This window comes from Chthoniobacterales bacterium (assembly GCA_039930045.1).
In the GTDB taxonomy this organism is placed as follows: Bacteria; Verrucomicrobiota; Verrucomicrobiia; order Chthoniobacterales; family DASVRZ01; genus DASVRZ01.
Window position 1 is genome coordinate 17,980 of the sequence record JBDSQB010000021.1, and the last position, 24,948, is coordinate 42,927.

The window sequence follows — 24,948 nt, forward strand, 5'->3', positions numbered from 1 at the left end:
CCTTTGCCTGTTCCTGACCAGCTTTTCGGCGAGACGCCAAAAAGAACACGCGAACCGATAGATGGCCTCGCCAATCCTTTTCCACCGAGGCAAACGCGTGCGCTCCCGGACAACTGCTCCGCCAACTCATGAAACGCTGGCTCCCGCACCTACTCCTAGCCATCGGCATTCTCATCGCCGTGGCCGCGTTGCGTCCGCCGAAAAACACAGACGAGTTCCATCGCACTGAGTTCGGAAAGTTGCCCGTGCTCGTTGGCGGTCGCGTGAAGCCGATGGACACCCTCGCCCGCACCTCGCTGCTCGCGATCAGCGGCAAACAAATCGTCCGCAACGGCAAGGAAACCACGCTCGCCCTCAACTGGCTGATGGACACTCTCATGCGGCCCGAGCGCTCCGACCAGCTCCCCGTTTTTTCCATCACTAACCCCGATGTACGCGATCTTTTCGGCTGGCGCGACGATGCCAAGAAGATGTTTTCCTTCGCCGACCTCAAATCCAATCTCGGCAAAATCGAGGAACAATCCGCCCTCGCCAGTAAAATGGAAGCTGCCCAGCGCACGCCGTATCAGCGCGAAATCCTCAAACTCCGCGAGCGCCTCCTCCTCTACTTGCGACTGAAGAACGCCATCCAAATGGAAGACAGCCCTGACTTCGGACGCGAGCTGGCCGACTTCAAAAACATTCTCGCGCCCGGCCTCGCCGCGATGGACGCCGAGAAGGCTGGAACTCCGCTCACCGACGATCAGCGCGTCGCCTTTGCCAAGCTCCTCGACTTCGCCCAGCGGCATCAGCGTTTGGCCCAGGCGGCCTACGTTTCCGCCATTCCGCGCACGCCCGGCGACGCCACGGCGCACGACTGGCAGCACATCGGCGAGGCGCTCATCAGCGTCATTCAGGGCGGCGAAATCGCGCCCGCCGTCCAAAACTACGCCAGCCTGATCTCCGCCTATCGCGCCGAAAAACCAGCCGAGTTCAATACGATTCTCGCGAAACAAACCGCGCTCATCAGCCACGATTACGCCGCCGCCACGCGCAAGATCGGCTTCGAGACCTTCTTCAATCAAGTCCAGCCGTTCTACCTCGCGATGGAGCTTTACGTGCTCATCTTCATCCTCGCTTTCGTCTCGTGGCTCGTCTGGCCCGAGGAAATCGGACGCGGTGCCTACTGGCTGCTCTGGCTCACGTTTGCCATCCACACCTTCGGCCTCATCGCCCGCATGTGGCTGCAAGGCCGCCCGCCCGTCACCAACCTCTACTCCAGCGCGATCTTCGTCGGCTGGGGCGCGGTCCTGCTCTGCCTCATCCTCGAAAAAATCAACCGCAACGCCATCGCCTCCGTCGTTGCCGCCGCCATGGGATTCGTCACGCTGCTCATCGCGCACCACCTTTCCGTCGATGGCGACACCATGGAAATGTTGCGCGCCGTGCTCGATACAAACATCTGGCTGGCGACCCACGTCGTCGTCGTCACGCTCGGTTATTCGGCCACCTTCCTCGCGGGCTTCCTCGCCACCGTCTTCATTTTGCGCGGCGTTTTCACCCGGTCACTCGACCGACCGATGCTAAAATCCGGCGCGACGATGGTCTATGGCATCGTCTGTTTTGCCACGCTCTTCAGCTTCGTTGGCACCATCCTCGGCGGCATCTGGGCCGATCAGAGTTGGGGACGATTCTGGGGCTGGGACCCGAAGGAAAACGGCGCGCTCCTCATCGTCATCTGGAACGCCCTCATCCTCCACGCCCGCTGGGGCGGCCTCATCCGTGAGCGCGGGCTGATGGTTTTGGCCGTCGCGGGCAACATCGTTACGAGTTTCAGTTGGTTCGGCGTGAACATGCTCGGAGTCGGGTTGCACAGTTATGGCTTCATGGACGCCGCCTACAAGTGGCTCATCGGCTACGACATCAGCCAGCTCATCCTCATCGCCATCGCGCTCGTTCCGCTGAAATACTGGCGCTCGTTCTCGAAAAAGACCGCGCCCGCACTAGTCGCGGTCTGATTAGACCTTCGGTTCCGCCAGCGGCGAATCGTCGTATTGCTCCAGCAGATCGGCGGGACCGTCGTAGATCGCCACGCAACCCGCCTCGCGCAATTCCTCCTCCGCAAAACCGCCGCTGAGAAACCCGATCGTCTGCAAACCCGCACGCTCCGCCGCAATCGCGTCCCACGGCGAATCGCCAATGACAAACACCTCGGAGGCCTTCACCCCGTCGAGTTTGCCCAGCGCAGCCTCGAAAATATCCGGGTGCGGCTTCGATTTCTTCGCGTCGTCCTTCGAGGTTTCGTCCTGCACCAAGTCCGCGCCTTTTCCTTGTAGGCGGCGAGTTCGTCCTCAACCGCCGACGACGCGAGCACCACCTGCTTCTTGTCCGCCAGCAAACGCTGAAAAAGCTCCCGCACTTTCGGGAAACCCTGAATGCCCTCGAGGTAGTTTGTGGTGAAAATCTCCTTGCGCGCCTCCTCCAGTTCTTTGCCCCGCCGCTCAATCTCCTCATCCGAGAGAAACTCCTTCAAAAGCTGGTCGCCCCCTTTGCCGATCTGATGCCGCACGCTGGCAAAATCGCAGTCCACTCCCGCCTGCTCCAGCGCCTCCGTCCAGGCTTTCGCGTGGGCGTCCACCGAATCCACCAGCGTTCCATCGACATCGAAAATAACGGCTTTCAACATGCCAGAACAACGCACCCGGCAGCCGGGCCGGACTTCAGGGAACGCCCCGGCGGCTACTTCTTCACGACTTGATAAGCCGAGTTAAAAAGCAGATCGCCGTCCTCGGTCGTGACCACGAAACTCACGGCACCCGCCTCGCCGGTGGCGGGTTTGGTTCTGCCCTTGATCGCCTTCGTCTTGCCGTCCTTCGCGCTGGTGGCGACGCCGCTAAACTCGATCGTCTCCCCGTGCGCCATCTTCTGCGCGTTCTCGTCGGACATGGCGAGCATGAGGCTGCCGTGGTCGTTTTTGAAGGAAAACGGGATGACCTTGATCGCGTAACTGCCGTTGAGCACCTGCTTTTTGCATTCGAGAGCACCGACCGTCAGCTCGCATTTCGCCATCGAAGTCGTCGTCGCGCTCGGCTCGATCACGAGCTTGGGAATGACGGGATCGCCCTCAGCCCGGAGGTGCGGAAGGGCGGCCAGCAGCACCATGATAAGAATGGAACTCCGCTGAAAACAGGAATGGGGAATCAACAATCGGCGCATGGCGCGAGAAAGGTGTCTAACTCGACCGCAAAAGGAAATCCAAATCCGTGAGAAAGTAACGCCGACGTGTGACAATCCGATGACGACGCGTGTCAATCAAGCCTTCGCGCGTGTCAGTTGAACCTTCGAGGGTGTCAGTCGGGCCTTCGAGCGTGTCAGTCGGGCCTTCGAGCGTGTCAATCGGGCCTTCGAGCGTGTCAATCGAGCCTTCGAGCGTGTCAGTCGAGCCTTCGAGCGTGTCAATCGAGCCTTCGAGCATGTCAATCGAACCTTCGAGCGTGTCAGTCGAGCCTTCGAACGTGCAAAACGACCAAAACTCACCCGCCGCATTCGCGGATGCGTCTGGCGATGAAGTCGCGTTCGGCAGGGAGGGCGGCGAGGTTGCCGGCCTGGCGGAAATGGGTCAGCGCTTCGACGGGGTTGCCGAGTTCGGCGGCGAGGGCTCCGCGAATGGCATGGAAAAGGTGAACCATTTCGATGGAACTCCGGTTGGTGATGGCGTTTAACGCATCGAGCCCGGCTTGCGGTCCATGGACGCGAGCGATGGCGACGGCGCGGTTCATGGCGGCGACGGGCGACGCTGTGAGCTTGAGGAGTTGATCGTAGAGCTGGAGGATGCGGGGCCAGTTGGTGCTGGCATCGTCGGGAGCGGTGCTGTGGCAGGCGGCGATGCCGGCTTCGAGATGGTATTCGCTGAGGGCGTCGCCGGTGGTGGCGAGGGCGAGATGCTGGATGCCGCGCTGGATCATCGACGCATCCCACGCGGCGCGGTTTTGCTCGTGGAGCCGGAGGAGATTTCCCGCGTCGTCGGTGCGGGCGGGCAGGCGGGCAGCGTTGAGAAACATCAGCGCGAGCAGGGCATGGGTGCGGGGTTCGCGCGTGGCCGGGTGCTGCGCGAGGAGGAGCGCGAGCCGGATCGCCTCGTGGCAAAGTTCCTCGCGCACTAGCCGGTCGCCAGCGGAGGCCTTGTAGCCTTCGTTGAAAAGCAAATAAAGCGTCCCCAGCACACCGGTGAGGCGCGCGGGCAATTCGCCCGGCTCGGGCACGGCGAAGGGCAGCGCTAGCTCGCGAATGCGGTGCCGGGCACGGACGAGTCGCTTGCTAATGGCAGCCTCGGTGGTCAGAAACGCGGCTGCGATTTCCGCAGGACTCAGGCCGCCGAGGGTGCGCAGGGCGAGCGCGGTCTGCGCCTCGGTGGAGAGTTGCGGATGGAAACACACGAACATCAGCCGCAGCACGTCGTCGGCGAACGTCTCGTGGTTGGTTTCCCCGGCGACCGGCGCGGGCAGCCAGCGTTCGTGTTCGTGGGCGATGCTGGGTTCCTTTTCCTGCCATCTCTGCTCGCGGCGCAACTGGTCGAGCGCGAGATGTTTCGCCGTCTGCATGAGCCAGCCGGTGGGGTTCGCCGGAACTCCGCGATAGGGCCAGGTCTGCAAGGCGCGAATGAGGGCCTCCTGCACGACGTCCTCGGCGAGTTGCAAATGCCGGACGCCGAGATGGCTGGTGAGCAGGGCGACGATGCGGGCGCCGTCGTGGCGGAAAAGATGGTCGGCCACCTGCCCGGCCAACGGATGCGCAGGCGTTTCAGCCATGGCCGGTTTTCAGTCGAGTAAGGGACGATTCAGCTCCGTGCGCCAGGCCGTGGGATCGTCGGTCGATTCGGGGCCGACGAGGTAGCGTTCCCACAAATCGGGAGCCTGCCGGTGGCCGCCCGCCTCGATCCAATCCAGAAATTCGGGCCAGGCCTCGGCGAGCCCCTCAAACGGGCCGCTGTAAATGGTGCGGGCGACGCGCATCGCCGGCCATTCGCCGGGCAGCATCCGACCAGCGGCAGTCACAGGCGTCTCGACGGGCATGCAAATATCGAAGTCGAAGACGTCTCCGGGTCGAGCAAAATGATGCGTAAACCACGGGCCGCTGGGAGTGACATTTTGGTCAGCCATCAGCGCCAGCAATTCCTGAATGCCGGGACCCATGACGCTCTGGATTTCGTCGCAGGAAACGGTGATGTGCAGCGTGGCCGTGAGCTGCCGCGTGGTCTGGACGATCTCGGGAGCGGAGATCATAACGCGGCCGTAAGATTCAACTCGGAGTCCATTCTCGGCATGACCGGGCAAACATCGGCAACGGGCCGCACTTCGATCTGTGCGCCACATGCCACAATCGGGCAGGCCTGGGCGAGCGCGACGGCTTCCTCGATGTTAGCCACCGCGAGCAGAAAATACCCCCCGATGGCTTCTTTCGATTCAGCGAATACGCCATCGGTGACGGCTCCATTTTTCCCACCGGTAACGATTTTTCCCTCTTCCATCAAAGGCTGTGCGCCGCGATGCACGCCGCGTTGCGAGAGGTCATCGACCCAGGAATAAAAATCGACCATCACCTTCTGCAATTCGGCGGGCGACATGCCGTGGCTCCAGTGCGTGCCACGGATCAGCAGGAGATATTCGCCAGTAGGAGTTTGTGGATTCATAGTCGAGTTAGATAGGAATGTTAGTTAGGTGCCGGGGCAGTCTTTCTGAACCATCTGCGACCAGCGTTTCTGCAACTCGTCGTGCGAGACATTTTCAATCGGGTGCTGGAGCATCCATTCGTGGCCAAACGGATCGCGAATCGATCCGCAGCGAAAGCCATAAAACATATCCATCACCGGCATCTGACTCGTCGCCCCGGCGGCGATGGCGCGCTCGATAGCGGCGTCGGTGTTTTCCACCGTGAGGCAAAAAGTCACAGGCGTGCCGCCGAGCGTGGTGGCGGATTTTCCGAAGCCGGGCTGCTCGTCGGCGAGCATGATGAGACTGCCATTCAGGTCTAACTCGCAATGGCCAATCTTGCCGGTCTCGGGATTGGTGAGGCGCTGGCGCTCGGTCGCGCCGAAGGCCTTCTTGTAAAATTCGATGGCGGCAGTGGCGTCGTTCACCTTCAGATAGGCGATCAACGATGGGTATTCGGGTGTGTCTGTGCTCATGTTAGTTGTTTGTTAGTTTATTGTTAGTTCGTGGAGTTTTTCTCAGTCATCGACTTCAAGGTGGCGAGACCTTTATCAAACTGGGTGCCGACCATTTTGTCGCAGTTGACGATCAGGCCAAAGGCTTTGCCAACGAATTTGTTAGTACCGGACATGCCCCAGGTGACGACTGTTTTGTCGCCCTCAGGTTTGAAGGTAAACTCCGCCATGTTAGTTGCCTCCATCGGTTTCTTGAAATCCATCCGGCAGCGGACGAGTTCGTTGGGACGGCTCTCGGTGATGGTCATAACACCCTCACCCACATCCTTGTTGCCGACCCATTGATAGGACGCGCCGACGCCAGCATCCGGGCCGCTGTAAATCATTTTTGCATTGGGATCGACCTTGGCCCACGGGTTCCAGTTTTGGAAGTTGTGCAGGTTGTTAACTTGCGCAAACAAGGCAGACGGCGGCGCGGCGATGGTGATGCTGCGAGTGTAGTTGAAGTGCGCTGGCTGAAGGGCTGCGACGATGCAAAAGCCGATGAGGAGCACGGCGACGATGAGGAGGATTTTGGTTAGCATGTTAGTAGAGTGTTAGGAGTTACAAATTTTTGCGCCGGGTTCCATATACATCAGCGCCCAGCCGTGGTTGTCCAAGTCTAGGAAACTGTGCTGATACATAAAGCCGTAATCGGTGGGAGGTTCGTGGCTCGAACCACCAGCGGCGAGTGCCTGGCGGACGAGTTCGTCCACTTTATCACGACTCTCGCAGGTCAGGCAAATCAGCACCTCGTTGGCCTGCGACGTGTCGCAAATGCCGCGCGGAGCAAACTCGCGGAACTTCGCCTCCGTGAGCAGCATGACGTGAATCACCGGGCTGATGACGATACAGGCCGCCGTGTCGTCGGTGAATTGCGAGTTGTGGGAAAATCCGAGCGAGTGGAAGAAGTTGAGCGATTTCGGCAGATCGCGAACGGGCAGGTTGATGAAAATTTGAGTGTCCATGTTTGGTTAGCAGGCTTCAAGGAGATGACGAACGGGAAGCGGCGCGGAGGACACTCTTCGGTAAAATATTTTCTCAAGCCTGCCGACGAAGGGTCAGGTGAATGATTTCCGCGGGAGCGGCGGTTCGCAGCGGGAACCAGTTGCCGACGCCGTTTCCGACGACCATCTGACTCGCACCCCGCTGGTAGTGACCGGACCAGTAGCGAAACATGAGCGGCCCCGCGCCGACCTGCGGGTTGAGCATGAGCTGACCTCCATGCGTATGGCCGGAGAGCGTGAGCGGGAGCCGGGCTGCAATGGCCGGATCGAAGGCGTGTGGGTGATGCGCGAGCAGAATGGGAAACGCCGCCGGATCGCGCAAAGTGAGCAGCTCGCGCATGGATTCGCCAATGAGATCGTCGCCCGAAGCGCGGGCGTTTTCTCCCGGGCCGCCCCAGCGCAGGCCGAGGAGTTGCACGGGAACGCCGCGCACGGGGAGGACTTCGGCTTCATTGATGAGCAGGCGCAAACCGGCGGCGCGGACGGCGTTTTCAAAAGCGGCGCGTCCCTCGAAAAGGTCATGATTTCCCTCGATGCTGACGACCGGTCCATCGAGCGCGCGGAGGAAATCGATGCCGACGGGCAGCTCTCTGAGTTTGCTGTTAATGAGGTCGCCGGTGAAGAGCACGAGGTCGGCACGGAGCGAGTTCACCTTGTCCACAACGCGGCGGATGACGCGCTCGGAGGTGAATGGACCGACATGCAAATCGGTGACGTGACAAATGGTGACGCCGTCGAGCGCGGGCGGGAGATCGGCGAGGCGGAGGGTCATTTCGCGCACGCGGAATTGCTCGAGCTGGCCTTGGGAAAAGCCGGTGAGGGCGATGTTCACGAGCGGCGGCGCGACCACAGCGGCGGTCAAAAGAAACTGTCGCCGCGTCTGGACGACGGGAGTTTCAGTCGAATGTAGCCCAACTCGTGGCGACTTCCGGCGTTTCCAGAAAACGAAAAGCAACACCGGCAGAGCGACGATTCCGATGACTAGCAACAGTGGCAGAATCAGCAGATGCCAGAGGTAAATCGAGGCCATCCATGGCGTGGGCAGGTTCCAGCGAATACCCGCGACGCGTCCAGTGATGAGGAAGCCGAAGCCCAAAATCTGGGCGAGGAGAAAGACGGCATTGAAGACGCGCCAGTGGGTTTTTCCACGCAGCCAGCGATGGGAGAGCCGCCACCAGACGAGGTCGAGAACAATGAGCAGGCCGAGGATGGCGAGAAAGGCGGACATGGCCGCTACTCTGGCACGCGCACCGGCTTTCGCCAACGAGCGGAGTCAGCTCAGCGACGATAAACGATCTGGGCTGTCGGCTCGCTGTCGCGCGGGCGCAGGAGCGGCGCAGGGCGGTAGCCTTTGACGACGGGCCTGCCTTCGAGCGGCGGTTTTTGGCCAGCGCCGAGGAGTGGGCGGCGACCGCCAGCGAGATGTCCCGAGGAGTTTCTGAGCGGAATGGGCGAGGCTTTTTGCATGGCGGAAACGAAGCTGTCGTTTGCCTTTTCTGCCAGCAACAGAATGGTGACTTTTCTGCTGCGGAACGGTGTCACTCAGCCGGCTTTTTCTGAGCCGCCTCAAACTGCGCGCGCCAGAAGTCGAGCCGCTCCTTCACGCGTTTCTCGTGTCCGTGCTCGCTGGGTTCGTAATAGCGGCGGCCCTCAGGCAGATAGGCTTGGGGCACGTAGCCGCCCTCGAAATCGTGGGCGTATTGATAACCTTTATGCCCGAATGCGGCGGCGGATTTTTTGTGATTCGCATCGCGCAAATGACGCGGCACGGCGAGGGTGCGACCTTCTTTGATGTCCTTCGTGGCGGCCTCGATTCCCATGTAACTCCGGTTGCTTTTGGGCGCGGTCGCCAGGTAAACCGCCGCGTGCGCCAGCGGAATCCGAGCTTCCGGCATTCCCACAAATTCCACCGCCTGCTGCGCCGCGACGGCCACGACCAGCGCCTGACTGTCGGCCAGCCCGATGTCTTCGCTGGCGCAGATCACGATGCGCCGTGCGATGAAACGGATGTCCTCCCCGGCGTAGAGCATTTTTGCCAGCCAATAAAGCGTCGCGTCGGGATCGGAGCCGCGCATCGACTTGATAAACGCGCTGATCGTGTCGTAGTGCCCGTCCTCGTCGGCGTCATAGACGACGGCTTTGCGCTGGATGGATTCCTGCGCGACAGCGAGGTCGAAATGAATCGTCCCGCTAGCATCTGGCGGCGTGGTCAGCAGGGCGATTTCCAGCGAGTTCAGGCATTTGCGGGCGTCGCCGTCGCTGGCCTCGGCGAGAAACTCCAATGCACTGGAACTCGCCTCTATTTTTTGTCCGCCAAAGCCGCGTTCCGGGTCGGCGATGGCGCGTTGCATCAGAACGATGAGGTCGTCTTGCGGGATGGCTTCGAGCTGGAAAACCTGCGAGCGCGAGACGAGCGGGCTGTTGACGTAGAAAAACGGATTGTGCGTCGTCGCGCCGATCAGGCGAATGATTCCGCTCTCCACATCGGGCAGGAGCACGTCCTGCTGCGCCTTGTTGAAACGATGGATCTCGTCCACGAAAAGAATGGTTCGAGTTCCATTGTTTTCGAGGCGATTGGCGGCGGTGGCCACGACTCGGCGGATGTCGGCCACGGTGCTTTCGACGCCGCTCAGTCGCTCAAATTTCGAACTCGTCGCCGCAGCAATGATCTGCGCGAGCGTCGTTTTTCCCGTTCCCGGCGGACCGTAAAGCAGGATCGAGGAAATGCGGTCCGCCTCGATGGCGCGGCGGAGCAGTTTGCCCGGACCGAGAATGTGCTGCTGCCCGACGTATTCCGAAAGATCGCGCGGACGCATCCGGGCGGCCAATGGGGCAGCGGACGTGAGCGGACTTTGAGTCGGCTCTGACTCAAAAAGGTCGCTCATATATCGAAGGCGAGAGCGACGTTTTTCGGCGAGAGCGCCAGCAGATCGGCGATTGATTTTTGGCAAAGCGACTCGTCGAGTTGCTCGCGCAGGCCGGTCATGAAAATCCGCAGCTCGCAGGTTTCCGGGTGGGGGCAGTTGCAGCTTTCGCTGGGCTTGGCCAATGCGCACGGCACCGGCGCGATGGGCCCGTCGAGCAGCGAAATGACGTCGCCGAGCAAAATGTCCTCGGGTTTTTTTAACAAGGTGACGCCGCCGCCGACGCCGCGTTTGCTGGCCAGAAAACCGCCGTTGCGCAGCGAGAGCAGAATCTGCTCGAGGAACTTCACGGGGATGTTTTCCGTGCGCGACAACTCGAAAATCTGATGCACGCGTCCGACTGGCACCCGGCTCATGGCAAGCAGAGCGCGCAGGGCGTATTCGGATTTTCGGGAGATGCGCATGGCTGACACATTAACTACGGATTCGCCGCGCCGCCACTCTCGCGCCACTGCACTTGATGCCACGGCGCATCGGCGTTCCAGGTGGTGCCGGTGTCGTCGAGCAGACCGGCGAATTTTCGCTCGGTCAGACTCCATGTGGCGTGTCCGCTGAGCTGGCGGTCGCCTGCCGTTCCGGTGAATGAATCGAGCTGGAGCCGGTGATTTTCCAATGTGACTCCGGCCTGCACCTGGAATGCTGGCTGATGATCCGGCAGCGTTTTTGCGAGGCTGGCGAGGATCGGCAGCTCAAATACCGCGACTTCCGGTGAGCGGACTTGCATCGCTATCTCGGACAGCTCCCCGCGCGTCCAGCGGAGGCGTCCGTCTGCTTGAAACGTGGTGCCGCGCGGGAGTTGCATCGTTTCTACGGCCTCTGCCAGCGGGCCATCCAACCACAACCCGAGCGCGACCAGATCGACGGAATTTTTCACGCTCCAGAGGGCGAGTTCGCCGGTGGTTTGGTTCCAAAACGACTCGCCGGTCAACTGGCCTTCGGGCCGTGTGATTTGAATCTGACTCAGCGCGACGTTTGCTCCGAGTTGACTGAAACTCGCCTGTGCGCTGGTGAAGGCAACGCCGCGAAAATTCGTCCGGCCAAAGACGACTTCGCCATCGGTCTGCAAGCCGCCGCCGGGTGCGGTGGTGATCTTCATTTTCAGCAGCGGATTGACGGCGAAATCAAACTCCGCCAGCGGCAGCGCATCGCTTTTTCCCAGGCTGCGCGCGAGTAGACGCGGGTCCACAGTCGAGTCTAACTCGGCTGTAAATTGGGTGTCGTCGTGCAAAAACTGGCCGGTGACTTCGCCGTCTTTCTGCTGCCAATGGGCGTCGCGCACGAACCAGCGATGCGGCGTCACAGAGAATTCCATCTGCGCGCTACTCCACGGCACATCGCGCCAGACCAGCTTCCGCGCGTCCATTTTTCCCACGATCTGCCAGTTAAAAAACTTCGCCTCGCTCCAGGTTACGTCGCCCGTGAGCTGGATTTTGGCCGCCGCCGACAGCTCCGGGAAAAGGTTCAACTCGTAGAAAATCGCCGGCGCATTCACCTGCGAGTCCACCCGTAGATGCCCCTCGACGCCGGGATGCCAGTCGCCGCTGACCGCGATCGCGCCGTGATCGTCGCGCCAGCCGAGGCGCCGGACCGTGAGCAGATGATCCGTAAAATCGGCGGCGATGGAAATGTCGCGAGCCCTAAGTCCGCGCCAGTGCAGGTCGGGCAATTCGAGGTGGCCGTCCGCCGATTGCAGCCAGTGTTTCTGGGAAAGATTGCCGCGAAAACACAGGTCGAGTCGGCCCGGGTTTTTGCCAAACTTGATCTCGGCGAGCTTTTGCAGCCAGTCCTGCGGAATGGCCTGGAGCGGCTGCCAGAGATCGCTCGAAGCGGAGGACGACTGCCAATCGGGCCGGTGCGCGACCACGCCGCGAATGGAGAAATTCAGGCCGAGCCCCTCGCCTTCCAGTCGGCGGATGTCGAGTTTGTCCTGCTCGAAATAGAGCTGCGCCGCGAGGTGGTGAATGGCAAATTCCCCGGAGTTTGCCCGCCTCGGATCGACGTCGAGCATGACCTCGGCCTCGGAGAGAATGAGGGCGTCGAGGAAGGGTTCCTTGCGCAGGAGCCGGGTGTAATTGATGTCGAGCCGCAGCTCGTCGATGATGGCGATGGTTTCGCGATGATAGCTGTCGCGATAGACGCGGACGTTGCGGGCGACGAGTCCGCGCAAGGGATCGAGGGTGAGACGTTTCGCGGTCAGCTCGACGCCCCGCTTGGCAAATTCCTCGGAAAGCTTCTTGCGCCACTTGCGACCGAAGCCTTGTTTCGACAAATACCAGCCGCCCCAGATGAACCCGAAGAAGCACGCCAGCAGCGTGTAATTGAGCAGACGAATGAAAAACCGGGTCACTGCCGGAGACTAAACTGCCGCCAAAAAATGCGCCAGCACCGGCTGCGGCCGTCCTTGACAATTCGCTGCCGGGGACAACCTTGCTCCACTATGAAAAACTCCCTGCTCGCCCTCGCTTTTCTCCTTTGCACCAGCGTCCTGTCCCTGGCGGGCAAGGCGGGCTGGGATGATGACTACGACAAGGGTCTCGCCAAAGCGAAGTCGGAGTCGAAGCTCGTTCTCCTCGATTTCACCGGCTCCGACTGGTGCGGCTGGTGCATCAAACTCGACAAGGAAGTCTTCTCCGAAAAGGCCTTCAAGGATTACGCCAAGGACAATCTGGTGCTCGTCGAAATCGATTTTCCCCGCGCCAAACCGCAAACCAAGAAGCTCAAGGAGCAAAACGAAAAGCTCTCCACGCAGTATAATATCGAAGGTTATCCCACCATCGTGGTCCTGAACAAGGACGGCCAGAAAGTCGGCCAGCTCGGCTACATGGAGGGCGGTCCCGAGGCGTTCATCGCCGAGCTAAACAAGCTCAAGGGCAAATAAGTTTGCCTGCGCGCATCAAGATCGCAGACAGCCGACGCCCGATCTGTTAAGCCTTTTTGCATGACTGGCGTCACCGTAATCGATCACCCCATCCTGCAGGCCCGCGTCACCCAGCTTCGGGATAAAACCACGCCGCCACACCAGTTTGCCGAGCACCTGCGGGAGATCGCCGCGCTGCTCCTCTTCGAGATGACCCGCAGCTTGCCGCTCGAAGTCGTCACTGTGGAAACGCCGCTCACCTCCACGACCGGCGCGCGTCTCGCGAAACCGCTCATCCTCGTCCCGATTCTCCGCGCTGGCCTCGGCATGGTCGATGGCATGGCGCGGATGCTGCCCGACGCCGCGATCGGACACATCGGCATGTATCGCAACGAGGAAACACTCGAGCCGCAGCACTACTATTTCCGCCTGCCCTCCACCATCGCCAGGGGCGAAGTCCTCCTCGTGGACCCCATGCTCGCCACCGGCAACAGCGCCGTCGCCGCGATTCATCTCCTCAAAAAACAAGGGGCGACTTCCATTCGATTCGGCTGCCTCATCAGTTGCCCCGAAGGCCTCGCCGCCCTCACCGCGGCGCATCCCGATGTGCCCATCTTCGTCGGTGCCATCGACGATGGCCTCACCGACAAAGGCTACATCACGCCCGGACTCGGCGACGCTGGCGACCGCTACTTCGGCACCCTCTAGTTTAGTCCTGCTCCAAGTCGGAGAGGTGGAATTTATGGAACAACCGGTGCAGGACCGGGGCGAAGATAATGCTCACATTCGTCAGCAGCGCGACGCCGCTGTAGATCGCGTAAAGTCCCGCGAAGAGCTTCCCCGACACCGTCTTCATCGCATAGAGCGGCCCCATTCCAGAGAGAATCATCGAGGCATTTTCAAATGAATCCAGCCACGTCATCCGCTCGAAAACGTGGTAACCGGCCATCCCGATAAAGAGCGAGAGCGCGATCAGACCCAACCCGATGCTCAGGCTGTTGCGGAAACGGCGGAGAAACTCCGAACGTGGAGCCAGCGGAGCCGTTTTGGATTCAAACATGGCACCGAGCCTAGCGGAAATCACTGCCCGCGCAAAGCCTTCAGCGCCTCGCCGTAGCCGGTGAGTTCCATGTAACCCGTGCCTGTTTTTTGCGAGCCGAGTTGCAGTTCCGTGGCACCCTCCCAATAGACGACCGGCGCAAGATTCATCTCTTGGTCCGGCAACTGGGCGCGGGTGGTGAAGGCGAGTTTCGCGGAGAGAATGCTCACACTCCAGTCTAGCGGATAGGTGGCCTTGGTCGCGGGGCTGGTCCAGGTGCGCTGGAGCGGAGTGAGAACGAAATCCTGCTGAGTGAGGTGCAGCGCCTCGCCGCCCGTGCTCACCAAAGTCCCGCTCGACGCCGGGTCGATGCTGCCGTCGGTTCGGCGCATTTGGTAGAGCATCAAGTCGCGTCCGTCGTCGAGATGGAGGCCAAACCAGTTCCAGCCGACTTGATCGGCAGCGAGCTGGTTGGTGGCCCATTCGTGGTCAAACCAGCCGAGACCTGTGACGTCGATTTTCTTTCCATCGAGCACGAGCTGGCCCGCGAGTTTGAGTCGGGTCTGGGAATAATAATACGAGGCGTGCCCCTCGCCCGCCGCCTTCTGGCTAATGCCGTCGCGACCATGAATCACCGGCGGTTTCTGGGGTTCGGCGGTGAGGGAAATGGATTGTCCGCCCGGTTGCGCGGAGAATTGCCAGCCTCCAGCGGACGAATTGGGAGTCAGCACGAGGTTCCAATTCTTGATCCACGCCACGCGTTCCGGTCCGCCGAAACCCGCCTCGCCGAAATTCATCCGGCTCACCTCCTGGCTGAAGTGAAATTGCTTCCCTTCGATGTCCGAGATTGCCGCGTGGGCAAACGCCAGATCGCGCACCGCGAAATGCGACTCCGCTGGTTTCTCATTCACCCCCTGCCGGAAAAACGTCACTTGAAACCCGAAGCGCCGCCCATTCTCCGCCTCCAGATGCCCCGTAAAATACCACCACTCCGTCTTAAAACCCGGATGAACGAGATGATCGCGCGGAAACTGATACTCCAACCCCGGCTGCGCGATGTCCCAAGCAAAAGCAGGAGCCATGCTCGCAAGCAGACAGATGAGCAGAAGCCATTTCAAGAGCCCACGGTAGCTGCGGAGATTTTCGGGGTCAAACCAGCTCCCTCCCTGCAGCAGGCTTCTTCCGGGAGCGCACGCGTCTCGCGTGTCCCAGCGGACGTCTCGTCCGGTGGCGGAAACGAGCCCTTTCGCGAGACGCAAAAGGAAACACTCGAACCGTAGATCGCCTCGCCAATATTACCCACCGAGGCAAACGCGTGCGCTCCCCCAGAGCACCGCTCGACATCGGTTTAATAAAACCGTTGCATTCCGGCGCATTTCTTCTACAAAGAACCTCCATGGGCCCTCAGACAATTCGATCTGACAGTAAAGCATTCCCCTCTTACACCCAAACAACCGCTCGTTACGTTCAAGCAACCCCTCGTTACATCGAAACAATCGGGTCTTACGTTCAAGCAATCGCCCGTTACAGCGAAGCAATTGGCTCTTACCTCCGAGCAATTCCTCGTTACAGCGAAACAATCGACCGTTACGTCGAAGCAATCGCTCCTCGCATTCAAACAATCGCGCGTTACACCGCAGCATTGACCCGAAACGCCGCCTGATTGCCCTGTAACTCCCCTCTTTCCAGCTATTTACATCCACCCGCCGCAGATTCACCGCAGCCAACCAAACCAACAAAACACCAACTCAGAACTCAAATATGAAAGACCGCAACACCAACCGACTCGACATGATCGGCTCCCGCATCACCCTCGCCAACCGCCCCGAATACAAACCCGTCTGGTCGGGCCAGGACCCGGCCGACTTTGAGACCGATCTCGCCGCCCTCACGCTCGAATATTCCGCCACCAACGCCCTCGCCGCCCAGCTCAGCGGAGCCCCCACTGGCGACGCCGATGAGAAAGACGCCGCCGAGACGGCCTTGGAAAGCACCGCCTACACCCTCGCCCGCGCCCTCACCGTCCACTTCAAAAAGACCGGCAACCTCGCCGACCGCGCCAAAGTCAACGTCTCCCTCACCGCCATCCGCCGCCTGCGCACCCAGACCCTCGTCGATTTCACCAGCATGGTCCGCGACCTCGGCACCGCGGCGCTCACCGATCCCGACGCCTCCAAACGGGGAGTCACCGCCGCCCGCGTTTCCGGGCTCAGCGGAGCCATCACCCTCTACGACGGATTGAAAAACCAGCCACGCGGCACCATCGTCAACCGCTCCACCCTCCTGCGCGAAATCGAGACCCGCATCGCTGGCCTTATGGAAGACAACGCCGACCTCGACGACCTAGCCCTGCAATTCGACGGCACCGCAGTGGGCCAACAATTCATCGCCGCCTGGAAACAAGCAGGCATCATCGTTGACGCCGGCCACGGCCCCGGCGAAGAAGAGACGCCAACAACGCCTGTCACTCCGCCCGTTACGCCCGTATGAGGAACTGGTAAAACCACAACGGCTTGCTCAGAGTCCACTCTAACTCGAATGAAAACCGTCGCCCGAACGCGGCGGTTTTCATTTACCTCCGGCTTCTCTTTGGCGAATACCTTCCGCTTTACCTCAGCAACAGGATTTTTACTCGTTGACGGGCCATTTTCCTGATTCTAATGGGCCCGTGAAATCGCAACGTCGCGCTCGCCATGCTGTCAAAGACAACTTGCCGCGATGGATGCTCCAGAACGTCCAGAAAGCAGGGGAGGTTCTGGTAGCATCTCCATACATAACGGAGAGGAGACTCTTCAAAAATTGCACTTTCGCTGCCGTGCGTTTCTACACGGACTTCAGCGCACTTAATTTCATTTCAGGATCGTCTAGCCTGCGAATTCTAAAGACTCTGATCAAAGATGGAGTGTTCATTTACCACGTCGCAAATCTGCACGCTAAAGTGATCATGGTAGACGACGTGCACTTTTCCATAGGAAGCCAAAACCTAACTATCAAAGGGCGTCGGCGAAATATTGAAGCCAGCTTTGTCTCTGGGAGTTCAACTCCATCAGGAGAAGTTAAGGAGTTTTTTGCCGACCTTCATCGCTCTGCGCGACCCGTAAGCTTGGAAGAAATTCTCGACCTCGAAGCCTTGATCGGACCTGAAATTAAGAAGTTCGAAAAAATCAGAGAGTCGGCTGACGAAGTCGACGATCAAATTGAAAGAGAGCGCGAGAAGCGTCGCATCGAACAATTAGAGAAACTGCGCCGGGAACAAGCGTTGCGCGCGGCTGAGCTCGTGAAGAAAGAAAGGAGCGACAGAATGAAGAAGATTCTGAAGCAATTTGATTCCTTCTTCAACGCAACGCCTTCCTCGCGACTACGTGCTTCAGTGCACAGGATGACGAACAGCTCATACAATTTCAATCCGCTTGGCTCGGGGACAGATTCTCTCCGCCCGTGCAGTTACAAGCAGAACTTCGAGCAACTTCTCGCGAGTGTTGGTGTGAACCCGAAACGTTTTTCCAGATATCTTTTGGTCAATGCCGATAACGGAAAGCTGGGCTTTGTTCGATTCGTTAAAACCCGCTGGACGTTTTTTGGTAGTCGAGTTCGTCCCGGAGAGAGACTTTCACTATGCGGATGTTCGTGGGAAGTGGATATCACATTCGATTGGACGGCGGACGGAAGCCTGGAGCGAAATGGCAGTCTTGCCTTGCGCGCTCCTGTGGAAAAAGGGCGAACAGTTGCCTCGGTTGGATTTGCCTTTTCTACGGTGGGTGTTGATCTGGAGAAATTAATTTTAACCCCATATGAAGATGACGATCCATGGGCTCCGATGATCATCGATACAACATGGGAATATTCTAGGATCAGCGAAACACTGAAAACTTACCTTATCTCTCACCTCACAAACCCTTTTAAGTTCATCCGTAACTTAACCGGCCAACAAGCGTTTTCTTTCTTTGGAAGCAGGTCGCCGACCTCCTTTTGGATACAAGCTCATCGCTTTGGAGAAACGGCAATCTTCTCGGCCAAAAAAGCTATAAGCGGATGACCGGTTGGCAAATAGGATATTGCGGAATCGCTCGCAAGCAGAAGCGGCTGACATCCCCAGTTCAGAAACGTTAAACTCTTAATTATGTCCACCATAACGATGAACTCGGATTACGCTTTGGGCCTTATCACCCGGCACTTTCAGCGTCTGGAGTTTTATCTATCAATATTTTCATGGGGTCTCATGGGCAAGAATCAAAGGATCGGCCAAACCGTTACCGCCCACCTTTCTTTTTCAAAGCTTCTGACGTTGGTAAACGCGCTTTTCCGGGAACGAACTCAGAAGCCGATCCTAATCGGGCAACTGAACGCGATAATTGCTCAAGCAGCCGAAGCTGAACAACGTCGGAATCGAGCAATTCATTCTGCCTATATTCAGACCAGTGACGACCTGAATGCGCGTCGAATTCGCTACAAAGTTACAGCAAAACTAAAGAAGGGCCTCGTCTATCAGTGGGAGGACACCTCGGTTGATGACTTGCTAGATATAGCCGTTAACCTTCGCCAGACGACTGAGTTGTTAGTAGGATTTATTGCTGACATGCGAGTCCCACTGACAATTGACTTCTCTTGCTTTGACTTCTACGAACAAGCCCCGCCCCCGAAACGGAAGCAAAAGCAAACCTCAGACCATGACGACATTCCCTTCTAATAGCGAAGAGTGTTTGTCTAACCTAGCATCTTGACCAATCCCTGAACAGATTCGACAATGCCGCATGACCTTGGCCGACCAATTACGGGAATCCCGCTCCAAGCACACGTTGAAGAATTACGACGACGCTGTGAAACAGTTGCGCGCGTTCAAGGCGGTACAACCAGTTACAGACAGGAAGTCGGCCTCTTCCGAGAATACGCGGCTGAAAGAGGACTCGGCTGTTTGCCGAGCGACATCCCGGAACTAGGCCGGACGCCCGACGATGAGGGCAACGAGCATCAGGTGTGGTTCCGATCCGAGTTAGACACCTATCTCAAGGTCACTTGGCCGGATTTTTTCGGCTTGTTGGTGCTCCATCGCCCGGATGAAGAAGAACAGGCCTCGCCCATCGACTATCTGGAGCGCTGGCACCTACACAACGAACTATTTGGCGACCACGTGAAGCTCATCGGCGTCGTAGAGGAAGGTCGGCAGATGCGGATGGTCATCGAACAACAGGCCATTCGAGGCACCCCGGCCACACTCAAGCAGATCGGGGAGTTCTTCACCAGCCACGGCTGGAAACGCTTCACCACGACTGGCGAAGTGGCGTTCTTCGATCCCGAAAACAACGCGGTGATCTCTGATACGCATCGTGGCAACATCATTCTGATGGATGATGGTCTGCTGGCACCTATCGACCTGCGAGTGCAACTACTCTCCGGCACCCTGCTGGATTACGTAACGAAAGCCTGCCGGGTATGACGCATACTTCTAAAATGTTGACGGCCTCTTTGTAGAAACCAAGCGGAGTTTCATTCGTTTCTCAGCGCGGGGGCGAGTTGCAGGCGACTGGCTCGCCAAGCGGGGAGGAGGGCGCTGAGGAGGGCGGCGGGGATGATCCAGAGCGGAGTGCTCAGCAGGGTGGCGTAGGGCCAGGAGAATTGAATGGTCCAGCCAAAGAAGGCTTTGTTGACGACGAAGGTGAGGATGACGGCGAGGCCGCAGCCGGTGAGGATGCCCAAAATGCTCGCGAGCAGGCCGACGAGGGCGCCTTCCGCGAGAATCATGCGGATGATTTGTCCCTGACCCGCCCCGACGGCGCGGAGGACGGCGAGTTCGCGCACGCGCTCGGTGACGAGGGTGGAGAGGGTGAGGAAGATGCCGATGACGGCGACTCCGATGGCGATGATGCGGAGGAGCGCGGTGACGGCGAAGGTTTGCTCAAAGATCTCGAAGACGCGTTGGCGCAGGGTGGAGTTGGAGTAGATCGAGAAGTTCATCTCCGTGCCGTAGCGCTGGCGGAAGGCGTCGGTGAGCGCGGCGAAGTCGCCGGGCGCGCGCAGGTAAACGGCGAGCGAATGGATGCGGAGGTCGTTCCAGAGCGGGTCGAAGTTTTCCCGCGCCATGAGGATGGTGCCCTCGTCGCTGGTGTAGTCGTAGTAGGTGCCGCCGATCTCGAAGGTGCGCGGTCCCTCAGGCGTCGGGAGGGAGAGGGTGTCGCCGGCGCGCAGGTGGTGCCGACGGGAAAAGGGCTCGGACATGAGGATGAAGCCCGGCTGAAAAAGGAGCGCGTTGCGGCGGGCGTGGTCGCCCTCGAGGAAGCGGAGATTGTCGCGCTTATGGCCGCGCACGACGGACATGCGGACGGTGCTGTTTTTCCAGGGGAGCCGCATTTCGCGAAAGGTATCGACGGCGACGACCTCGGGACGTTCCGCGAGCCAGGTGGCGGCGGCGGGCGGGAGAAAGGCAGAAAGACCGATGGTTTCGTTGGAGGCGGGCGCGATGAAAATGTCGGCAACGAGGCTGCGGGTGACCCAAGTATTGATGGTTTGGCGGAAGGAAAAGATCATCACGGAGACGCCGATCATCATGGCGACGGCAGAACCGAGCGCGGCGACGGTGAGGGAAATGCGCGGGAGCGAACGCTGGAGATTTTGCGCGGCGAGCGAGAGGATGAGTGAAGATCGGACTGCAACTCGCATGATTTTTCCCACGATGCTGGTGAGCGCGGGGGCGAAAAGGGAGCAACCGGTGAGGAGCAAAAAGGCGGAGCCGAAGCCAAGCCAGGGCCAGCGTTGCAAGGAAATCGCGGCGGCGATGGCGGCGAGTGCGATCAAACTCAGACCAAAAACGGGGAGCCAGCCGGAGACGCGGCGCTCGATCTGAGCTCCCGGATTGAGTGCCGCGACAGGCGGGAGTCGGGCTGCTTCATTGGCCGGAATCCAGGCGGCGAGCAGGACGGAGCCGAGTCCGGCAACGATGGCGAAGAGGATTTGCGGGGCGGAAACGAAGAGTCGGTCGATGCTGAGGAGGATGTAGAGCGAGGAGATGGTTTTGCCGACGGCAGCGACGAGGAGATTGGAAAGGAGGACGCCACCGACAGAGCCGACGGCGAGTCCGATGACGCCGTAAAGAAGTGCCTCACCAAGGAAAAGGGCGCGGATTTGGTTTTGCGAGACGCCGCCGGAACGGAGGATGCCGATCTCGTGGCGGCGGCGAACGACGCTGGCGGAGACGGTGTTAAAGACGAGGAACATGCCGACCAAAAGTGAGACGAGGCTGAGCGCACTGAGGTTGAGCTGGAAGGCCTGGAGCATCTGGCCGACCTGTCCATTGCGCTGGGCGGGAGGGGCGACGGTGACGGTCGGCGGCAGGAGCGGACGGATGCGTTCGGCGACGGCGGACTCGTTGTTTTCGGCGGTGAGGAGCTGGATGCCGGTGAGTTTTCCCTGGAGTCCGAAGAGTGCCTGCGCCGAGGCGATGTCCATGGCGGCGATGCGCGCGCCGCTGCCTTCGAGCGAGGCCTCGGTGTCGATGATGAAGGCGACGTGGAGCGTGACGCGGCGGCTGTTGACCAAGGTGGCGAGCGGGTCGCCGAGGACGAGGTGATACTTGTTGGCGAAGTCGCGCGAGATCGCGATGGAAGTCGGATCAGAAAGCCATTTTTCAAAGTCGAACTTTCTAAGATTGCTTGCGTCGCCGATCTGAAACGTGGAGAACGGCTGGTTGCTGAAAGGATCGACGCCGAGCACCCGCAAGTATTCCCCCGGAAGATCGGGCAAGGTTAGAAAGCCCTCGACGAGTGGCGTGGCGGCGAGAACTCCGGGTGTTTTGGCAGTGTTAGGAAAGAGCGCGTCGTCGAGTTCGCCGCGGACTTCGAGGCTGGTCTTTCCCGCGACGAGATCGACGCTCGCCCGCAAGGCCCGGTCGGCGCTGTAGTTGGCAATCTGGATGGCGAGATAAACCGAAACGCCGAGCGCGATGCTGGCGATATTGAGCGCCGCCAAGAGCCGGTGGCGCAGCGCGTAACGCACGACCTGCCACTGGAAAAGTCGGAGCGCGGTCAGGAAATTCATCAGCTAGGAAACGCAGCATCGCCTGCCGAAGACGCATGGCAAGGAGCGGTTTCGCAGGCGAGAGTCGAGTTAGATATTGCTCTCGCGATTCTGGCTGACGGCTTTGGTGAGCGCCTTGATGAGCCGGTTGAGGGCAGCCCTGTCGGTGATTTTTTCGCCCTTCTCGTTGCTCACGTAGAAGGTGTCGATGGCCGCGCCTTTCTCGGTCGTGATGCGGCTGGTGAAGATGTTGATTTCCAGCTTCGAGAGCGCGCGCAGGAGGTCATAGAGCAGGCCGAGCCGGTCGGGACAAAGGACTTCGACGACGCTGTGGTGCGGGTTGGTCTCGTTGTTGACGCGGATGCGAGTCGGGAAATCGTATTCCTGAATCGGGTGGATTTTGTTTTTCCGGGTGCGGGCAATCAGCGGGGCGAAATCGAAGTCCTCGATGGTGAGGGATTGGGCCAGGGTCTTGTCCACGCGGGTGATTTCCTTGTCGTTGGTGACGGCGTTGAAGCGGGTGTCGCAGACGCGGAAGACGTCGAGCACGAGGTTGTCCTTCCGGGTAAAAATGTCCGCGCTGAGAATGTTCAACGGCACCACGGCGAAGGAACCCGCGATGTGCCAGAGCAAGTCCGCGCGGTCCCAAGTGCAAATCCAGACTTCGCTGTGCCCCTGCTCGGGCCGGGCGATCCAGCGAATGCGCGGCAGGCGCGGATCAGCGTCAGGTTTGGAAAAATCTGTGAAGAGTTCCCGGAAAAACCGGATGTGCCCGATGATTTCCGCCGCGTCAAACGCCTGAAAATAGTGCTCGGGCATGAACTGAAAATGCGCCTCGATCTCGGCTCCAAAATCTTTCGCCATTTTCCGGGTGACGGTCTCCTGGAGCGTGGCGCGCTCAGCCCGGCGTTCCTCGTAAAAGGCGACGCCGTCGGCCAGATAATGCGTGGTGGACCGGTAAACGCGCCAGACGAGCGACTCTTTCCAATCGGACCAGCTCTGGTCGCTCGTGCCCTGGCCGTCGGCGAGAGTGAGGAGCATGAGGGCGTCGAGATTGTTTTGGTTCTTAACGATTTCCGCGAAGCCGGCGATGGTCGATTCGTCCTCGATGTTGCGGCGCTGGGCGACCTCGGAGAGCACCATGTGGCTGTCGATCAGGAAGATGAGTTCCTTGCGCCGGTCCGAGGTGAGTTGGAGCCGGGCGGCGACGCGGGCGGCGTTGATGGCACCGGTTTCGGCATGATTACGAGCGGAGTTTGCTTTTCCTGTGTCGTGTAAAAGAAGCGCGAGATAGAGAACAAACGGGTCCTCCAATTTCTGGAACAACGCCTGGTAATCGCGGAATTTTTCCTCCTTGGTGTCGATCAACTCGTCGAGCTTTTCGATGCAAACCAGCGTGTGCTCGTCGGCGGTGTAACGATGAAAAAACTCGTGCTGCACCAGGCAGGTGAGCCCGCCAAACTCCGGCATGTAGCGCCCGAGAAACTCCGTTTCGTGCATCATGCGCAGGATGCGACCGACCTCGCCCTTCCGCGAAAGAATGGCGATGAAAGTCTCGCGGGCGACGCGCGAGTATTGAAAAGTGCGATCGACCAGACGCACGCGGCGGCGAATCAACTGGGCGAGTTCGAGGCTGAAGGTGAGGTTGCGCTGCTGGGCGTATTGGAAGACGCGGATGAGGCGAAAATGGTCCTGCCCGAAGATTTCGCGGCTTTCGTGGTTGAGCTTGCCCGCTTTGATGATGAATCCGTCGAGCTTTTCGACTCGCGCCGGCTTGTTTCTGCGCAGGAGGGCGAGCAAACCGCCGCGTGTCTTCGGAGCTTCCTCTTCGATGCCGACGAAATGTTCCAAGACGAGTTCCCCGATGCGAAAAATCGTCCGCGTGTGCTGGTAGTAGTCGCGCATGAACGCTTCGCTGCGGGCGATGACGTTTTTCTCCGGGTAATCGAATTTATTGGCGACCTGGCCCTGCAAATAAATAGTCAGCGCGTCGCTGGAACGCTGCGTGAGATAGTGAAGTTCGGTCCGAACGCGCAGGAGAAAATCGTAGGCTTTTTCCAGATGACGCCGGTCCGTTTCCGGGATGATTTTCTGGGCGACCAAGTCCAATGGCGAGGTGAGACCAGCCTTGAAATAGCTGACCCAGAGCAGGTTCTGGTAGTCGCGCAAACCGCCGCAGCCGCTTTTCACATTGGGCTCCTGGACGAAAACGGTGCCGCCAAATTTCTCGTGGCGCTCCTTCTGATTTTCCACGCGCCATTGCAGATAAACCTCCCGAAACGGGACGACACAATTTGCGACAAACTCGACTTTGAACCGCTGGTAAAGCGTGGCGTCGCCCGCCAGATAACGCGATTCGAGCAGTGCCGTTTTTGAGATCATGTCTGCATTGGCCTGCGCATACGCCTCGGACAGGGTGCGGGTGGCGTGGCCGACTTTGAATCCCACGTCCCAGAGGAGGTAGAGGATTTTTTCGATGATGTTCGTGACGTATTTCGGGGCCTGTCCCTTCGGGCGGAGGAACAAAATATCGATGTCGCTATAGGGATTTAACTCGCCGCGCCCGTAACCGCCAATAGCCACGACGGCGAGCGGCAACTGGGCAACATTCGCTGGTTTCTCGAGGGTGACCGCGTAGCTGACGAGGTGCTGGAGGATGACGTCGATCAGGTTCACGCGCAGCCGGGCGATCTCGCGTCCGCCGCCTCCGGCGTAATGTTTCAGCCGCAGCCGGTGTTCCTCGATTTTCAGGAAACGCTTGTAAAGCGCGAGGAGTTCGCTGCTGCTGGGCGTCTTTTTGACGGCGAGTTTTTTCTCCGCGTGGGCAAGGACTTTCTCCAGGTGGCTGATGCGTTTGGGCGCGTTTGTGGCCACGCTGGCGCGCGTTTTCGGAGCTTCGTTTTGGGGTGGCATCTTGCGGCAGGCTGCCGGGG

General features: G+C 59.5%; 26 protein-coding genes. 7 read left to right on the forward strand and 19 right to left on the reverse strand.

All coding sequences use genetic code 11. The features are described 5' to 3' along the window. The first annotated feature begins 128 nt into the window (after positions 1 to 128). Positions 129 to 1,997, forward strand: coding sequence for a cytochrome c biogenesis protein CcsA (ccsA, locus tag ABIT76_15100; GenBank protein MEO7934474.1), 1,869 nt, complete (start codon positions 129 to 131; stop codon positions 1,995 to 1,997). Here the strand turns inward: ccsA and ABIT76_15105 are convergent, their stop codons facing one another. From ABIT76_15105 to ABIT76_15175, 15 genes are all read right to left on the reverse strand, one after another. Then, entirely contained in the window at positions 1,998 to 2,291 is a 294-nt protein-coding gene (locus tag ABIT76_15105; protein ID MEO7934475.1) for an HAD-IA family hydrolase, read from the reverse strand. Then, entirely contained in the window at positions 2,201 to 2,665 is a 465-nt protein-coding gene (locus ABIT76_15110; protein MEO7934476.1) for an HAD family hydrolase, read from the reverse strand. The genes ABIT76_15105 and ABIT76_15110 overlap by 91 nt, the downstream gene beginning before the upstream one ends. 53 nt (positions 2,666 to 2,718) lie before the next feature. Beyond that, positions 2,719 to 3,195, reverse strand: a complete 477-nt coding sequence (locus ABIT76_15115; GenBank protein ID MEO7934477.1) for a hypothetical protein — start codon at positions 3,193 to 3,195, stop codon at positions 2,719 to 2,721. Between the two features lie 16 nt (positions 3,196 to 3,211). Beyond that, complete coding sequence (locus tag ABIT76_15120; protein MEO7934478.1) at positions 3,212 to 3,454, reverse strand: hypothetical protein; 243 nt, start codon at positions 3,452 to 3,454, stop codon at positions 3,212 to 3,214. 58 nt (positions 3,455 to 3,512) lie between these two features. Further along, a complete protein-coding gene (locus ABIT76_15125) occupies positions 3,513 to 4,787 on the reverse strand; it encodes a sigma-70 family RNA polymerase sigma factor (protein ID MEO7934479.1) in 1,275 nt (424 codons plus the stop codon). 9 nt (positions 4,788 to 4,796) lie between these two features. Beyond that, a complete protein-coding gene (locus ABIT76_15130; GenBank protein ID MEO7934480.1) occupies positions 4,797 to 5,261 on the reverse strand; it encodes a GyrI-like domain-containing protein in 465 nt (154 codons plus the stop codon). Continuing rightward, on the reverse strand, positions 5,258 to 5,668 hold the full coding sequence (locus ABIT76_15135; protein ID MEO7934481.1) for a YciI family protein: 411 nt from the start codon (positions 5,666 to 5,668) through the stop codon (positions 5,258 to 5,260). The genes ABIT76_15130 and ABIT76_15135 overlap by 4 nt, the downstream gene beginning before the upstream one ends. Positions 5,669 to 5,692: 24 nt before the next feature. Further along, positions 5,693 to 6,163 (reverse strand): VOC family protein, encoded by a 471-nt coding sequence (locus tag ABIT76_15140; protein MEO7934482.1) that lies wholly within the window; start codon positions 6,161 to 6,163, stop codon positions 5,693 to 5,695. A gap of 23 nt (positions 6,164 to 6,186) precedes the next feature. Then, on the reverse strand, positions 6,187 to 6,726 hold the full coding sequence (locus ABIT76_15145) for an SRPBCC family protein (protein ID MEO7934483.1): 540 nt from the start codon (positions 6,724 to 6,726) through the stop codon (positions 6,187 to 6,189). A gap of 12 nt (positions 6,727 to 6,738) precedes the next feature. Then, positions 6,739 to 7,149 carry a VOC family protein gene (locus tag ABIT76_15150; protein MEO7934484.1) on the reverse strand — a complete coding sequence of 137 codons (411 nt, stop codon included), beginning with the start codon at positions 7,147 to 7,149 and terminating at the stop codon, positions 6,739 to 6,741. A gap of 73 nt (positions 7,150 to 7,222) precedes the next feature. Beyond that, positions 7,223 to 8,416 (reverse strand): metallophosphoesterase, encoded by a 1,194-nt coding sequence (locus tag ABIT76_15155; GenBank protein MEO7934485.1) that lies wholly within the window; start codon positions 8,414 to 8,416, stop codon positions 7,223 to 7,225. Positions 8,417 to 8,466: 50 nt separating this feature from the next. Further along, positions 8,467 to 8,730, reverse strand: a complete 264-nt coding sequence (locus ABIT76_15160) for a hypothetical protein (protein ID MEO7934486.1) — start codon at positions 8,728 to 8,730, stop codon at positions 8,467 to 8,469. Continuing rightward, positions 8,727 to 10,073: a replication-associated recombination protein A gene (locus ABIT76_15165; GenBank protein ID MEO7934487.1), complete on the reverse strand. Its 1,347-nt coding sequence runs from the start codon at positions 10,071 to 10,073 to the stop codon at positions 8,727 to 8,729. Before ABIT76_15165 ends, ABIT76_15160 begins: the two co-directional genes overlap by 4 nt. Beyond that, the gene (locus ABIT76_15170) at positions 10,070 to 10,516 is read right to left on the reverse strand and encodes an Rrf2 family transcriptional regulator (protein MEO7934488.1); all 447 of its coding nucleotides are present in this window, start codon (positions 10,514 to 10,516) and stop codon (positions 10,070 to 10,072) included. Before ABIT76_15170 ends, ABIT76_15165 begins: the two co-directional genes overlap by 4 nt. Positions 10,517 to 10,530: 14 nt before the next feature. After that, on the reverse strand, positions 10,531 to 12,459 hold the full coding sequence (locus ABIT76_15175) for a hypothetical protein (protein MEO7934489.1): 1,929 nt from the start codon (positions 12,457 to 12,459) through the stop codon (positions 10,531 to 10,533). Positions 12,460 to 12,549: 90 nt separating this feature from the next. Here ABIT76_15175 and ABIT76_15180 point away from each other — a divergent pair, with 90 nt between their 5' ends. After that, entirely contained in the window at positions 12,550 to 12,990 is a 441-nt protein-coding gene (locus tag ABIT76_15180) for a thioredoxin family protein (protein ID MEO7934490.1), read from the forward strand. Between the two features lie 60 nt (positions 12,991 to 13,050). Continuing rightward, a complete protein-coding gene (gene upp, locus ABIT76_15185; GenBank protein ID MEO7934491.1) occupies positions 13,051 to 13,677 on the forward strand; it encodes a uracil phosphoribosyltransferase in 627 nt (208 codons plus the stop codon). A 1-nt stretch (position 13,678) separates the two neighbouring features. Here the strand turns inward: upp and ABIT76_15190 are convergent, their stop codons facing one another. After that, positions 13,679 to 14,029, reverse strand: coding sequence for a hypothetical protein (locus ABIT76_15190; protein MEO7934492.1), 351 nt, complete (start codon positions 14,027 to 14,029; stop codon positions 13,679 to 13,681). 20 nt (positions 14,030 to 14,049) lie between these two features. Next, positions 14,050 to 15,090, reverse strand: a complete 1,041-nt coding sequence (locus ABIT76_15195; GenBank protein MEO7934493.1) for a lipocalin-like domain-containing protein — start codon at positions 15,088 to 15,090, stop codon at positions 14,050 to 14,052. A 679-nt stretch (positions 15,091 to 15,769) separates the two neighbouring features. On the opposite strand from ABIT76_15195, the gene ABIT76_15200 reads away from it, so the two are divergent. The 4 genes from ABIT76_15200 to ABIT76_15215 all read left to right on the forward strand — a co-directional run bounded on the left by ABIT76_15200 (position 15,770) and on the right by ABIT76_15215 (position 19,442). Beyond that, positions 15,770 to 16,498: a hypothetical protein gene (locus tag ABIT76_15200; GenBank protein ID MEO7934494.1), complete on the forward strand. Its 729-nt coding sequence runs from the start codon at positions 15,770 to 15,772 to the stop codon at positions 16,496 to 16,498. 325 nt (positions 16,499 to 16,823) lie between these two features. Continuing rightward, the gene (locus ABIT76_15205; protein ID MEO7934495.1) at positions 16,824 to 18,044 is read left to right on the forward strand and encodes a phospholipase D-like domain-containing protein; all 1,221 of its coding nucleotides are present in this window, start codon (positions 16,824 to 16,826) and stop codon (positions 18,042 to 18,044) included. A gap of 84 nt (positions 18,045 to 18,128) precedes the next feature. Beyond that, positions 18,129 to 18,695: a hypothetical protein gene (locus tag ABIT76_15210; GenBank protein MEO7934496.1), complete on the forward strand. Its 567-nt coding sequence runs from the start codon at positions 18,129 to 18,131 to the stop codon at positions 18,693 to 18,695. Between the two features lie 225 nt (positions 18,696 to 18,920). Then, a complete protein-coding gene (locus tag ABIT76_15215) occupies positions 18,921 to 19,442 on the forward strand; it encodes a hypothetical protein (protein ID MEO7934497.1) in 522 nt (173 codons plus the stop codon). 50 nt (positions 19,443 to 19,492) lie between these two features. Here ABIT76_15215 and ABIT76_15220 read toward each other — a convergent pair whose 3' ends face one another. Together ABIT76_15220 and glnD are read right to left on the reverse strand one after the other, a co-directional pair. Further along, entirely contained in the window at positions 19,493 to 22,036 is a 2,544-nt protein-coding gene (locus tag ABIT76_15220) for an FtsX-like permease family protein (protein ID MEO7934498.1), read from the reverse strand. A gap of 69 nt (positions 22,037 to 22,105) precedes the next feature. After that, entirely contained in the window at positions 22,106 to 24,928 is a 2,823-nt protein-coding gene (glnD, locus tag ABIT76_15225) for a [protein-PII] uridylyltransferase (protein ID MEO7934499.1), read from the reverse strand. Positions 24,929 to 24,948: the final 20 nt, after the last annotated feature.